Consider the following 12,952-nt stretch of genomic DNA (forward strand, 5'->3'; position numbering starts at 1 on the left):
CCATGGACCTGATCGCACACATCGACCGCAAGCTCGACGCGCTCGCCGCCCACAGCCTGGTGCGAAAGCGCCGCGTCACCGACGGCGCCTGCGCGCCGCGACAAATCGTCGACGGCCGCGAACTGCTCGCCTTCTGCAGCAACGACTATCTCGGCCTGGCCGCGCACCCGCAAGTGATCGAGGCCTTGCGCGAAGGCGCGTCGCTGTACGGCGCCGGCAGCGGCGCCTCGCACCTGGTCTCGGGCCACGGCCGCGCCCACCATGTGCTGGAAGAGCGCCTGGCGGAATGGATGGCGCCGCACCTGGAACGGGGGCGCGCGCTCACGCTGTGCACCGGCTATATGGCCAACCTCGCGATCCTGACCGCGCTGGGCCAGGATGCCGACGCGATGATCTTTTCCGAGGAACTGAACCACGCCTCGCTGATCGACGGCGCCCGCCTGGCCAAGGCCGGCGTCACGGTCTACCCGCACGGCGACGTCGCTGCGCTCGAAGCACAGCTGCAGGCCAGCAGCGCCGGCACCAGGATCGTCGTCACCGACAGCGTCTTCAGCATGGACGGCAACCTGGCCCCGCTGCCGGGGCTGCTGGCAGTATGCCAGCGCCACGGCGCCTGGCTGGTGGTCGACGACGCCCATGGCTTCGGCGTACTGGGGACACATGGCCGCGGCGCGCTCGAACATTTCGGCCTGCGCTCACCCAACCTGATCTATATGGGCACGCTCGGCAAGGCGGCCGGCGTCGGCGGCGCCTTCGTCGCGGCCCACGCCAGCGTGATCGAATTGCTGATCCAGCGCGCCCGTCCCTATATCTACACCACGGCTTGTCCGCCGGCCCTCGCACACGCCCTGCTCGCCAGCCTTGATATCATTGGCGGCGCCGAGGGCGAAGAACGACGCGCCCACCTGGCGGGCCTCATCAGGCAATTGCGCGAATCGCTGGAATTCCAACGCTGGACACTGGCGAGCTCGCACACCGCGATCCAGCCCGTCATCATCGGCAGCAACGACGATGCGCTGGCAGCCAGTGCGGCCTTGCAGGAGCAGGGCCTGTGGGTGCCGGCGATCCGCCCGCCGACCGTGGCGCCCGGCACGGCGCGCCTGCGCGTGACCTTGTCGGCCGCGCACGGCATCGACGACGTCGCGCAACTGGCGCAGGCGCTCAACAGACTGGAAAAGGCCGCACCATGAACAACCCGAACAACCTGAACGAGACCGACGTCCCGATCGCGGCGCCGCCGGCCGTGGTGCCGCAGGCCGATCTCGACGAGCCGGCGCTGGAGCCGGAGCTCGAGGCGCGCGCCATCGATGGCCTGTCGCCGCGCTTTGCCTGCTTCGTCACCGGCACCGATACCGAGATCGGCAAGACCCTGGTGTCGAGCGCCATCCTGTACAAGCTGGCAAAGAGCGGCCTGCGCGCCTGCGGCATGAAGCCGGTGGCGGCCGGCGCCGAACTGCGCGACGGCCAGCTGCACAACGACGACGCCGACATGCTGTTTAACGCCGGCAACGTGCACCTCCCTTCGTCGATCACCACCCCGTACATGCTGCGCGAACCGGCGGCGCCGCACATCGCCGCCGCGCTGGAAAACGTCACCATCGACGTGGTGCCGATCATCGCCGCCTTCGCCGAGATCCAGGCCGCGTCCGACGCGGTCGTGGTCGAGGGCGTGGGCGGCTTCCGGGTGCCGTTCAACGACACCTTCGACAGCGCCGACCTGGCCGCACAACTGAACCTGCCGGTGATCCTGGTGGTCGGCATGCGCCTGGGCTGCATCAGCCACGCCTTGCTCACGGTCGAAGCGATCGTGGCGCGCGGCCTGGTGCTGGCCGGCTGGGTCGCCAACACAGCCGATCCCAAGATGGGCTTCGAGCAAGAAAACATCGAGGCGCTGGCACAGCGGATCCCGGCGCCGCTGCTGGGCCGTGTGCCGCGCCTGCAAACACCGACGGCCGCCGCAGCGGCCGAATTCATCGATCTCGCTGGACTGCCGGGATGGCCGTCCACGCGTGGCCAGTCCTGAAGGAACCACCATGTCCAATATGAATACCGTCGCCCTGCACCGCCCTGCGGCCGCCATCAAGCCTGCGGAGAACGCGACCTGGCCGCTGGCCGACGTGCTCGCGCTGTTCGAGCTGCCGTTCCCCGAACTGATGCACCGCGCCTCGACCCTGCACCGCGAACACTTCCCGGACGGCGACGTCGAACTGGCGACCCTGCTGTCGATCAAGACCGGCGGCTGCGAGGAAGATTGCGGCTACTGCCCGCAGGCGGCGCGCTACGACACCGGCGTCGAAGCCAAGAAGATCCTCGACATCGACACCGTGCTGGATGCGGCGCGCGCGGCGAAAGCCAGCGGCGCGACCCGCTTCTGCATGGGCGCCGCCTGGCGCAGCCCGAAGGAACGCGACATGGAAAAGGTCGAGACCATGGTGCGTGAAGTGAAGGCGCTGGGCATGGAGACGTGCGCCACCCTGGGCATGCTGGAGGCCGGCCAGGCCGAGCAGCTCAAGAAGGCGGGCCTGGACTACTACAACCACAATATCGATACCGCGCCCGACTTCTACAACAACGTCATCTCGACCCGCGAATACCAGGACCGCCTGGACACGCTGGGCCGCGTGCGCGAAGCGGGCCTGAAGGTCTGCTGCGGCGGCATCGTCGGCATGGGCGAGACGCGCGAGCAGCGCGCCGGCCTGATCGCCCAGCTGGCGAACCTGAATCCGTATCCGGAATCGGTGCCGGTCAACCACCTGGTACAGGTGGCTGGCACGCCGCTGCACGGCATGGAAAAGCTCGACCCGATTGAATTCGTGCGCACCATCGCGGTGGCGCGCATCACCATGCCGCAGGCGCGCGTGCGCCTGTCGGCGGGCCGCCGCGAGCTGGGCGAAGCGGTGCAGGCAATGTGCTTCATGGCCGGCGCCAACTCGATCTTCTACGGCGACAAGCTGCTCACCACCGACAACCCCGAAGCCGACGACGACCGCGTGCTGCTGGCCAAGCTGGGCCTGAAAACGCGCGCCGCCACGCTCGATTCGGTGCAGAAGGAAGCCTGCGGCTGCTGATGCACCGTCCTGCGCGACCGGGGAGACACGGCCGCGCCAACCTCCGAACAACCATAAGCGAAAGATAAAGCGCATGTTCACCAAGATCCTCATCGCCAACCGTGGCGAAATCGCCTGCCGTGTCGCCGCCACCGCGCGCCGCATGGGTATTCGTACCGTCGCCGTGTACTCGGAAGCCGACGCCGGCGCCAAGCATGTCGCGGTGTGCGATGAGGCAGTCCTGATCGGCCCCGCGGCCGCCAAGGACAGTTACCTGAAAGGCGCGAAGATCATCGAAGTGGCCAAGGCCACCGGCGCGCAGGCGATCCATCCCGGCTACGGCTTCCTGTCCGAGAACGCCGAGTTCGCGGATGCGGTGCAGGCCGCCGGCCTGGTGTTCATCGGCCCACCGGCCTCCTCGATGCGCGCGATGGGCTCGAAGTCGGCCGCCAAGCAGCTGATGGAAAGCGCCAACGTGCCTTTGGTGCCGGGCTACCATGGCGACGAACAGGACCCTGTTTTTCTTCGCCAGCAGGCCGACCGCATCGGCTATCCGGTGCTGCTCAAGGCCAGTGCCGGCGGCGGCGGCAAGGGCATGCGCGTGGTCGAGCGTTCGGAGGATTTCGAGGCCGCGCTGGCCTCATGCCAGCGTGAAGCCATCAGTTCGTTCGGCGACGCCAAGGTGCTGGTCGAGAAATACCTGATCCGCCCGCGCCACATCGAAATCCAGGTATTCGCCGACAGCCTGGGTAGCTGCGTCTACCTGCACGAGCGCGACTGCTCGGTGCAGCGCCGCCACCAGAAGGTGCTCGAAGAAGCGCCGGCTCCCGGCATGCCGGCCGCGCGCCGCGCCGCCATGGGCGAAGCGGCGGTGAACGCCGCGCGCGCCGTCGGCTACGTCGGCGCCGGCACGGTGGAATTCATCGCCAACCAGGACGGCTCGTTCTACTTCATGGAGATGAACACCCGCCTGCAGGTCGAGCATCCGGTGACTGAAATGATCACCGGGACCGACCTGGTCGAATGGCAGTTGCGCGTCGCCTTCGGCGAGCCCCTGCCGAAGAAGCAGCATGAACTGGCCATCCACGGTCACGCGATCGAGGCGCGCGTGTATGCCGAAAACCCGGAGAAAGGCTTCCTGCCGTCGATCGGCACCTTGCGCCACATGGACGTGCCGCGGGCGGTGGCGTTCGAGCTCGGCGCCGATGGTGTCGGTGGAGCAATCGCGCCTGCCGCCGTGCGCGTCGATTCCGGCGTGCGCGAAGGCGATGCGATCTCGCCGTTCTACGATCCGATGATCGCCAAGCTGATCGTCTGGGGCGCCGACCGCACCCAGGCGCTGGCGCGCATGGCGCAGGCCCTGGCCGAGTTCCGTATCGTCGGCCTGGCCACCAATCTCGCCTTCCTGAAGCGCCTGGTCGAAGGCGAGGCGTTCTCGCGCGCCGATCTCGATACGGGTTTGATCGAGCGCAACCAATCAACACTTTTCCCGCCTGCGGCCCCTGCCCCGCTCGGCGCGTTGGCCCTGGCCGCGCTCGCCCTCCTTGACACGGAAACTGTTCACGGCGCCGCCAACGATGTCGACCCATGGCGCCAGGCGCGCGGCTGGCGCATGAATGGCGACTACCGCCGCACGCTGTCGTTCGCCGACGAGTACGGCGACTACCGCGTCGGTTTGACCTACCACAAAGATAGTTGGGAAATCGACCTCGACGGCCAGCGCCAGCGCGTCGCGCTGGTATCGCGAAATGATGCCGAACTCGCCCTGCACCTGGGCGACACCGCCCTGCACGGTTGCGTGCGCCGCGACGGCGACGCATTCCATGTGTTTACCGGGGGCCGTCATCACACGCTGACGTACAATGACCCGATGGCACATGCCGGCGAGACTGAAGCCGCCGGCGGCCGCCTGACGGCGCCGATGCCGGGCAAGGTGGTCGCGGTGCTGGCCCAGTCCGGCAAGGACGTCAAGAAGGGCGAGCCGCTGGTAATCATGGAAGCGATGAAAATGGAACATACCATTTCCGCGCCGAGCGATGGCCTGGTGGAAGAAGTGCTGTACCAGGTCGGCGACCAGGTGGCGGATGGCGCGCCGCTGCTGGCTTTCAAGGCAGCGTAAAGAACACCTACAACAACCACCCTGACAAAAACGAGGGGGAGACATGCGCATTGTCCTGTACCGGGGCGATGGCGTCATCGAGCCGTGGGAGCGCGAGCTCTCGGCCGTGATGCCAGGCGTCGAGACGGTCACCTGGAAGGAGGGCCAGTTGCTGGCCCCCTGCGATTACGCGGTATTGTGGAACCCGGCGCCCGGCCTGCTGGCCCAGCTGCAAGAGGTCAAGGCGATCTTCCTGATGGGCGCCGGCGTCGACGCCGTGCTCAAGTTCGGCGAGGCCCTGCCACGTGTGCCGCTGGTGCGCCTGGGCGACGCCGGCATGGGCGTGCAGATGGCCGAGTACGTGGCGCACGCGGTGCTGCGCTACTTCAGGCGCTTCGACGAATACGAACAGCAGGCGCGCCACGGCGCCTGGAATCCGCTGCCCCAGCATCCGAAAGAGTCGTTCACGATCGGCGTCATGGGCCTGGGCCGGCTGGGCATGCCGGTAGTCGAGGCGATGCGCCATTTCGGCTTTCCGGTACGCGGCTGGAGCCGCAGCCCGAAGGATATCCCCGGCGTGCCGACCTATGCCGGCATGGAGGGACTCGATGATTTCTTGCATGGCACGCGCGTGCTGGTCTGCCTGCTGCCGCTGACGCCCGAGACGACCAACCTGCTCGACCGCCATCGGCTGGGCAAGCTGGTGCCCGGCGCCTACCTGATCAACGTCTCGCGCGGCGCGATCCTGGCCGAACCCGACCTGATGACGCTGATCCGCTCGGGCCACATCGCCGGCGCCACGCTCGACGTGTTCCGCCACGAACCGCTGCCGGCCCCGCATCCGTTCTGGAACGAACCACGGATTAACCTCACCCCGCATATCTCGGCGCTCACCATGCGCCTCGACGCCGTGCGCCAGATCGCCGACAAGGTGAAAGCGCTGGAGGACGGCCAACCCGTCGACGACCTCGTCGACCGCCAACTTGGATACTGACATGCCCCACCAACCCACCCTGCCAACCAGGGTCAAGATCGTCGAAGTCGGTCCGCGCGACGGCCTGCAGAACGAGAAGGAAGCCCTGAACGCCGACGTGAAGGTCGAACTGGTCGAGCGCCTGGCGCGTGCCGGCTTCGTCAACGTGGAGGCGGCCGCCTTCGTCTCGCCCAAGTGGGTGCCGCAGATGGCGACCAGCGCCGAGGTGCTGGCGCGCATCGAGCGCCGTCCCGGCACCATCTATTCGGCGCTGGTGCCGAATATGCAGGGCTTCGAGGCCGCACTCAGCGGCGGCGCCGACGAGGTGGTCGTGTTCGGAGCGGCCTCGGAAGCGTTCTCGCAGAAGAACATCAACTGCTCGATCGCCCAATCGATCGCGCGCTTCGAGCCGGTGGCGCGCGCGGCCAGGGAACACGGCCTGCGCCTGCGCGGCTCGATCAGCACGGCCTTCGGCTGTCCCTACCAGGGCGACGTCCCGCTGGACGCCGTCGGCGACGTCGTGGCGCGCATGCGCGACCTCGGTTGCGATGAGATCGACATCGCCGACACCATCGGCGTCTCGACCGCGCGCAAGACGCAAGCCGTGATGCTGCGCGCGGCGCAGGAATTCCCGATCGCGCAACTTGCCGGTCACTTCCACGACACCTACGGCCAGGCGCTGGCGAACATCTATGCGGCGCTGGAAGTGGGCGTGGCGATCTTCCACTCCTCGGTGGCCGGCCTGGGCGGCTGCCCTTACGCCAAGGGCGCGACCGGCAACGTGGCGACCGAGGACGTGCTGTACCTGATGCAGGGCCTGGGCATCGAGACCGGCGTGGATCTCGACCAGGTGGTCGACGCCGGGCTGTTCATCTCGCAGCAGCTGGGCCGCAAGAGCATCAGCCGCGCCGGCAACGCGATCGCTGCCAAGCGCGCCGGGTAGGCAGGCACCGCCACCGCGGCGTCAGGGTGGATGGCTATGCTGTCCACGCGTCGACAGTCGGCGCAACCCACCGCATCGAAAAACCGGGCCACAACGAAAAAAGCCGACAACTCACGTTGTCGGCTTTTTTCTTAATGCTGGTCGGAGTACAAGGATTCGAACCTTGGACCCCCTGGTCCCAAACCAGGTGCGCTACCGGGCTGCGCTACACTCCGAAGAAGCGAGATCATATCGGTTTCGCGTGACCCGGTCAAGTTTTCGTTGCAAAATAGTGAGCTGGTAGTTTTCTAAAGTTAAGTTGAGGTAGGTATGTCATGCATATGGCGCTAAGCTTTGGCGAGCCGGTCAGCCTGCAACGAAGCAACCGGCGCATTATCGCCGGCGTCGCGGTATCCATCGCAGTGCACGCCTTGTTCTTGCTGGCGTATCGGAATACGACGTTCAAGACCATGGAGATCGGGCTGGCCGAACCGACGGTGCTCTCCGTCATGATCGCGCCTCCTGCACCGCTACCGCCGCCACCCGCGCCGGAAGTCGCCCGCCCCGCACCGGCAGCCCCGAGCGCACCCGTCGCACCACGCGCGACGCGGCCGACGCCACCGCAAGCCGTCATCGCGGTCCCGGAAAGCGCCAGCGTCGCGCCCGATCCATTCGTCGTGCAACAGGATGAGGCATCGGCGCCGGCGCCCAGGTTCGACATGAACGCCGCACGCGAAGTGGCGCGCGCCAATGCGAACCTGCGCGATCCGTCGAAGGCAGGCACGGCGCTGGCGCAATTTCCTGAACCGGCCTTGCAGACCGAGTCGAAGTTGGCGCGCAGCATCCAGCAAGCCAAGCGGCGCGATTGCAAGGACGGTATTCCCGGCGGGCTGCTGGCGCCAGTTTATTTATTGATGGACAAGAAAGATTCAGGGTGCAAGTGGTGAGCAGGGGCTGTCATTCACCCTTGATCTGCAACGCCCGCTCGTAGAGCGCATTCTTCTTGCGACCCGTAATCTGCGCCGCCAGGTTCGCCGCCTGCTTCACGCTGCACTCGCGCAAAAGGATTTGCAAGATGCGCTCGGCCTGCGCGTCTTCCGCGTCAGAAGCCTCGACCGCCCCCGCCACCAGCACCACGAATTCACCCCGTTCACGGTGCTGGTCGGCCTTGACCCAACCCAGCGCATCCTTCAGCTCGCAGCGGTGCACTTCCTCGAACATCTTGCTCAGCTCGCGCGCGAACACCACCTGCCGGGTCGGCTCGAAAGCCGCCGCCAGCGCCTCCACGCAATCGACGATGCGGTGCGGCGCCTCATAGAACACCAGGGTCGAGGTCTCGCGCACCAGCGATGCCAGCGCCGCCTCGCGGCCCCTGGCCTTGGCCGGCAGGAAGCCGACGAAGTGGAAGCGGTCGTTGACCAGTCCGCTAGCCGACAGCGCCGCGATCGCGGCCGACGGACCGGGCAGCGGCACCACGTTCAGGCCGGCGGCGCGCACGGCGTCGACGATGCGCGCGCCGGGATCGGACACGCCCGGCGTGCCGGCGTCGGACACCAGCGCCACGCGCTGCCCGGCCCGCAGGCGCTCGACGATCTTGTCCGCCACTTCACGCTCGTTGTGCTGGTGCGCGGCGATGGTCGGCTGGCTCAAACCGAAGCGCTGCAGCAGTGCGCCGGTCTTGCGCGTGTCCTCGCAGGCGACCACGTCGGCCAGCGCCAGCAGGTGCAGCGCACGCAGGGTGATGTCGGTGACGTTGCCGATCGGAGTAGCCACGACGTACAGCGTTGCGGTAGGATAGGACTGCTGGGCCGCCTCGCCCATGACGGGAAGTCGGGCGATGTCGATGGTCTGCTGATCTGTCATAAAGGGTTCCGATGCTGAAGAAAAAAAATCTACCGGGCTTGCTCGCTGCTGCCGTATTGACACTGCTGGCCGGCTGCGGCAGCACGCCGCTGCCTCCCGATACCGGTTGCGGCATGCCGGGTGGCGTGTGCAGTCCCGGGGTGCCGGTCACAAATGCGCCGCCGCCGGCGCCAGCTTACACGCCCCCGCCGCGTCCTGAAAGTGGTGTGCAAACCAATCCGGTCGAACTGCCGCCAAGCGCCGACGGCAGCATGCGCCCGTCGTCGCCGTCGGCATCCGTGTCTGCGCCTTACACCGGGCCGGCCGTGCGCATGGCGCTGCTGCTGCCGCTCGATTCGCAAGCCCTGGCCCAGCCGGCCGAGGCGGTGCGCGCCGGCTTCATGGCGGCGCATGGACAGCAGCCTGAAGGCGTCACCGTCAACCTGGTGCCGACCGGCGACTCGTCGCAGGCGGCGCTCGACGCCTATCACGGCGCGGCCGAGCAAAACGATATCGTGGTCGGCCCGCTGGCGCGTTCCGCCGTCGCGGCCCTGGCCACCAGCGGCGCGGTCGCCAAGCCGACCATCGCCCTGAACCACCCGCAACTGAACTCCCCGCTGCCGCGCCAGATGCTGGTGATCGGCCTGTCGCTCGAAGACGAAGCGCGCCAGGTCGCCGAATGGGCCGCCGGCGAGCAACCGGCCGGCCAGGCCCTGGTGATTACCGGCCGCGCCGCCTGGCAGCAGCGCCTGTCGGGCGCCTTCAGCCAGCGCTGGTCCGAGCTCGGCCGCAGCCAGACCACCGTCGAACTGCCGGCCGACGGTGCCTATGTCGACGCCAATGCGCTGGCCGAGCTGCGTGCGCGCTTATCAAGCGAAGCGCCGCAGCTGGTCTATGCCGCGCTCGACGCCAACAGTCTGCGCCAGGTGCGTAGCGCGATCGGCACCTCGCTGCCGACCTATGGCGCCGCCTCGGTCAACCCCGGCCTCGATCCGGCCAGTGTACCGGCCGAACTGGTCGGCGTGCGCTTCCTCGACCTGCCCTGGACCGTGCAGCCCGACCATCCGGCCGTCGCCGGCTATCCGCGCTTCAGCAATGGCGGCCAGGGCCTCGACCCGCAGCGCCTGTACGCCCTTGGCATCGACGCTTACCGCGTCGCACGCGAACTGGCGCAGCGCCCTGGCGGCTCGTTCGAACTCGATGGCGCCACCGGGCGCTTGTCGGTCAATATGGGACAGGGCGACCGCGCCTTCCGCCGCATCGAGACCGGCGTCGTGGTAAACGACAAGGGCCCGAACGACGAAATCCTCACCGACGACGCCGGCGGTGACAGCCTGCCGCGCGCACGCCGCGTGTTCGAACCGGTTTCCACGGGGTTATGAGATGTGGCCCGCGCGCCTGTCCAGAAGGCAGGCCCAGGGCCAGGAATGGGAGCGCGCTGCCCTCGCCTATTTGCGACGCAATAAGCTATCCCCGGTCGAGCAGAACTTTCGCTGCAAGGGCGGCGAGATCGACCTGATCATGCGCGATGGCGCAACCCTGGTGTTCGTCGAGGTGCGCCAGCGCGCCGACCGCGGGCACGGCGGCGCGGCCGCCAGCATTACCCCTGCCAAGATGCGCCGCCTCGTATGCGCTGCGCAAGTCTATCTGTTGCGTTTTCCCGTCACTCCTCCCTGCCGTTTCGACCTGGTCGCCATCGATGGCGAGCAGATCGATTGGTTGCGGAACATCATTGAAGTGTAAGCAATTTTTACTGGGCTTGCTCAGGTAGGGTTGCCACTGCACTATAATTCCCGGCTATGAATACACAACGCATCCTCGCTCACTTCCAGGAGAGCGCCGACCTGAAGATGAAGTCGGCCGCCACCCTGGCTCCTTCCATTTCGGCGGCGGTCGAACTCATGTTCGGCGCCCTCTCCAACGGCAACAAGATCCTGGCCTGCGGCAATGGCGGCTCGGCCGCCGACTGCCAGCACTTCGCGGCCGAGCTGGTCGGCCGTTTCGAGCGCGAGCGCTTCCCGCTCCCGGCGATCGCCCTGACCACCGACACCTCGATCCTCACCGCGGTCGGCAACGACTACAGCTTCAGGGAGATCTTCTCGAAGCAGGTGCAGGCCTTCGGCCAGGCCGGCGACATCCTGCTGGCGATTTCGACCTCGGGCAACTCGGCCAATGTGCTGGCCGCGGTCGAGGCGGCCCTGGAGCGCGAGATGCGCATCGTGGCCTTCACCGGCAAGGACGGCGGCGCCCTGGCCAAGCTGCTGACCGACGCCGACGTGCACATCAACGTCCAGCATGCGCGCACCGCCCGCATCCAGGAAGTCCACCTGTGCGCCATTCACTGCATTTGCGACGGCATCGACGTCGCGCTGTTCGGAGGAGACGAGAATGCGTAATACCCGCCGGCCCATGGCCGCGCTGTTGACCAAAGTCGTGCTGGGTACCGCCCTGGCGGCATCACTGTCGGGCTGCTTCGGCCTGATCGTCGGCGCTGGCGTGGCCGGCGCCGTCTCGACGGTCGACCGCCGCACCCTGGGCGCCCAGACCGAGGACAAGTCGATCACGGTCAAGGCCGAACTCGAGATGCGCAAAGTCACCGGCGACGCCGGCAATATCAACGTCACCAGCTTCAACCGCCGCGTGCTGCTGACCGGCGAAGTGCGCGACGAAGCGATGAAGCAGGCGGCCGAGCGCCAGGTGCGCGCGATCGCCAACGTGGTATCGGTCATCAACGAGCTGCAGATCTCGGGTTCGTCGAGCTATACCTCGCGCTCGAACGACGCGCTGATCACCACCAAGGTCAAGACCAGCCTGGTGGACATGAAGACGGTGTCGGCGATCTCGTTCAAGGTCACCACCGAACGCGGCGTGGTCTACCTGATGGGCCTCGTCACTCCGCGCGAAGGCAATATCGCCGCCGATGTCGCCAAGGGCGTCTCGGGCGTGACCCGCGTGGTGAAGATCTTCGAATACATCAGCGAGGAAGACGCGCGCGTGCGGCAGAACAGCCCTGCGCAGGCTTCGCTGGACTAATCCGGAAGGTCTGTCAAACCTTCGAGGGCGGCGGGACTATAATGGTCCTGCCGCTTTTTTTTATCCGATCGACCATGACCGCATCCACGCCTTCATCCGCTCCCCGTTCCTGGTTCAAGCCCGCCGCCATCGGCGCCGTGGTGCTCGCCCTGGCCGGCATCGGCTATGCCTCGTTCAGCAGCACGACCCAGGCCCCTAGCGTCACCTTCATCAGCATCGCCGGAGAGAAGATCTCCACCGAGTCCCTGCGCGGCAAGGTCGTGATGGTGAATTTCTGGGCCACGTCCTGCGTCACCTGCGTCAAGGAGATGCCGGACATGGTCGCGACCTACAACAAGTACAAGGACCAGGGCCTGGAGTTCGTCGCGGTCGCGATGCAGTACGACCGGCCCGACTACGTGCTCAACTTCACCGAGCAGCGCCAGCTGCCGTTCAAGGTGGCGCTCGATTCGGCGGGCGATATCGCGCGCCAGTTCGGCGACGTTACCCTGACCCCGACCACCTTCCTGATCGACAAGCAGGGCCGCATCATCAAGACCTATGTGGGCGAACCTGATTTCGCGGCCGTCCACAAGCTGATCGAGAAGGAACTGGCCGGCTGATTCCTTACGCCTTCGGGTAGAGGATCATTTGCGTGCAGCGGAACAGGGCGATGGTCTTGCCGCTGGCCTGGTCCGTGACGGTAGCGTCCCACACCTGCGTGGTGCGGCCCAGGTGGACGGCGGTGGCGGTGCAGGCCAGCGTGCCTTCGCGGGCGGTGCCCAGGTGGTTCGATTTGAGTTCGATGGTGGTGAAGTTCTGGGCGCCTTCCGGCAGGTTGCTGACGCAGCCATAGCCGGCGCAGGTATCGGCCAGGGTGACCACGCTGCCGGCGTGCAGGTAGCCGTTGGGGGCCAGCAGGTGCGGCTCGACCTTCATCTCGGCGGCCAGCTTGCCGGGGCTGACCTCGAGGATGTGGATGCCCAGGTGGCCAGGGAGGAACTTGGCGCCGAACTCGTTGAAGGTTTCCGGGGTGTGCTTGGTATTCACGGGTGTCT

Annotated in this window: 14 protein-coding genes and 1 tRNA gene; 12 read left to right on the top strand and 3 right to left on the bottom strand. The window is 67.0% G+C overall.

What is annotated here, in order from left to right; all coding sequences use genetic code 11:
- Positions 1 to 2 precede the first annotated feature (2 nt).
- The 6 genes from bioF (at position 3) to AC56KW_RS09175 (ending at position 7,061) form a co-directional block, all read left to right on the top strand.
- Entirely contained in the window at positions 3 to 1,190 is a 1,188-nt protein-coding gene (bioF, locus tag AC56KW_RS09150; RefSeq protein ID WP_497170418.1) for an 8-amino-7-oxononanoate synthase, read from the top strand.
- A complete protein-coding gene (gene bioD / locus AC56KW_RS09155) occupies positions 1,187 to 2,023 on the top strand; it encodes a dethiobiotin synthase (protein ID WP_497170419.1) in 837 nt (278 codons plus the stop codon). Before bioF ends, bioD begins: the two co-directional genes overlap by 4 nt.
- A gap of 19 nt (positions 2,024 to 2,042) precedes the next feature.
- Positions 2,043 to 3,068, top strand: a complete 1,026-nt coding sequence (gene bioB / locus AC56KW_RS09160) for a biotin synthase BioB (RefSeq protein WP_497170481.1) — start codon at positions 2,043 to 2,045, stop codon at positions 3,066 to 3,068.
- A 73-nt stretch (positions 3,069 to 3,141) separates the two neighbouring features.
- Complete coding sequence (locus AC56KW_RS09165) at positions 3,142 to 5,166, top strand: acetyl/propionyl/methylcrotonyl-CoA carboxylase subunit alpha (protein ID WP_497170420.1); 2,025 nt, start codon at positions 3,142 to 3,144, stop codon at positions 5,164 to 5,166.
- Between the two features lie 43 nt (positions 5,167 to 5,209).
- Positions 5,210 to 6,139, top strand: a complete 930-nt coding sequence (locus AC56KW_RS09170; protein WP_497170421.1) for a 2-hydroxyacid dehydrogenase — start codon at positions 5,210 to 5,212, stop codon at positions 6,137 to 6,139.
- 1 nt (position 6,140) lies between these two features.
- Positions 6,141 to 7,061: a hydroxymethylglutaryl-CoA lyase gene (locus AC56KW_RS09175; protein WP_497170422.1), complete on the top strand. Its 921-nt coding sequence runs from the start codon at positions 6,141 to 6,143 to the stop codon at positions 7,059 to 7,061.
- Between the two features lie 138 nt (positions 7,062 to 7,199).
- Here the strand turns inward: AC56KW_RS09175 and AC56KW_RS09180 are convergent.
- Positions 7,200 to 7,276, bottom strand: a tRNA-Pro gene (locus tag AC56KW_RS09180).
- 99 nt (positions 7,277 to 7,375) lie between these two features.
- Here AC56KW_RS09180 and AC56KW_RS09185 point away from each other — a divergent pair.
- Positions 7,376 to 7,987: a hypothetical protein gene (locus AC56KW_RS09185; protein ID WP_497170423.1), complete on the top strand. Its 612-nt coding sequence runs from the start codon at positions 7,376 to 7,378 to the stop codon at positions 7,985 to 7,987.
- Between the two features lie 10 nt (positions 7,988 to 7,997).
- On the opposite strand, the gene rsmI is transcribed toward AC56KW_RS09185, so the two are convergent.
- Positions 7,998 to 8,903, bottom strand: a complete 906-nt coding sequence (gene rsmI, locus AC56KW_RS09190) for a 16S rRNA (cytidine(1402)-2'-O)-methyltransferase (RefSeq protein WP_497170424.1) — start codon at positions 8,901 to 8,903, stop codon at positions 7,998 to 8,000.
- An 11-nt stretch (positions 8,904 to 8,914) separates the two neighbouring features.
- Here rsmI and AC56KW_RS09195 point away from each other — a divergent pair, with 11 nt between their 5' ends.
- The 5 genes from AC56KW_RS09195 (at position 8,915) to AC56KW_RS09215 (ending at position 12,517) form a co-directional block, all read left to right on the top strand.
- Complete coding sequence (locus tag AC56KW_RS09195) at positions 8,915 to 10,264, top strand: penicillin-binding protein activator (RefSeq protein ID WP_497170425.1); 1,350 nt, start codon at positions 8,915 to 8,917, stop codon at positions 10,262 to 10,264.
- Position 10,265: 1 nt separating this feature from the next.
- Complete coding sequence (locus tag AC56KW_RS09200; RefSeq protein WP_497170426.1) at positions 10,266 to 10,625, top strand: YraN family protein; 360 nt, start codon at positions 10,266 to 10,268, stop codon at positions 10,623 to 10,625.
- Positions 10,626 to 10,681: 56 nt separating this feature from the next.
- Entirely contained in the window at positions 10,682 to 11,278 is a 597-nt protein-coding gene (locus AC56KW_RS09205; RefSeq protein ID WP_497170427.1) for a phosphoheptose isomerase, read from the top strand.
- Positions 11,271 to 11,915, top strand: a complete 645-nt coding sequence (locus AC56KW_RS09210; RefSeq protein ID WP_497170428.1) for a BON domain-containing protein — start codon at positions 11,271 to 11,273, stop codon at positions 11,913 to 11,915. The genes AC56KW_RS09205 and AC56KW_RS09210 overlap by 8 nt, the downstream gene beginning before the upstream one ends.
- Positions 11,916 to 11,989: 74 nt before the next feature.
- The gene (locus tag AC56KW_RS09215; protein ID WP_497170429.1) at positions 11,990 to 12,517 is read left to right on the top strand and encodes a TlpA disulfide reductase family protein; all 528 of its coding nucleotides are present in this window, start codon (positions 11,990 to 11,992) and stop codon (positions 12,515 to 12,517) included.
- A 4-nt stretch (positions 12,518 to 12,521) separates the two neighbouring features.
- On the opposite strand, the gene AC56KW_RS09220 is transcribed toward AC56KW_RS09215, so the two are convergent.
- Complete coding sequence (locus AC56KW_RS09220; protein WP_497170430.1) at positions 12,522 to 12,944, bottom strand: PaaI family thioesterase; 423 nt, start codon at positions 12,942 to 12,944, stop codon at positions 12,522 to 12,524.
- Positions 12,945 to 12,952: the final 8 nt, after the last annotated feature.

This window comes from Telluria sp. RT2P19 (assembly GCF_059685725.1).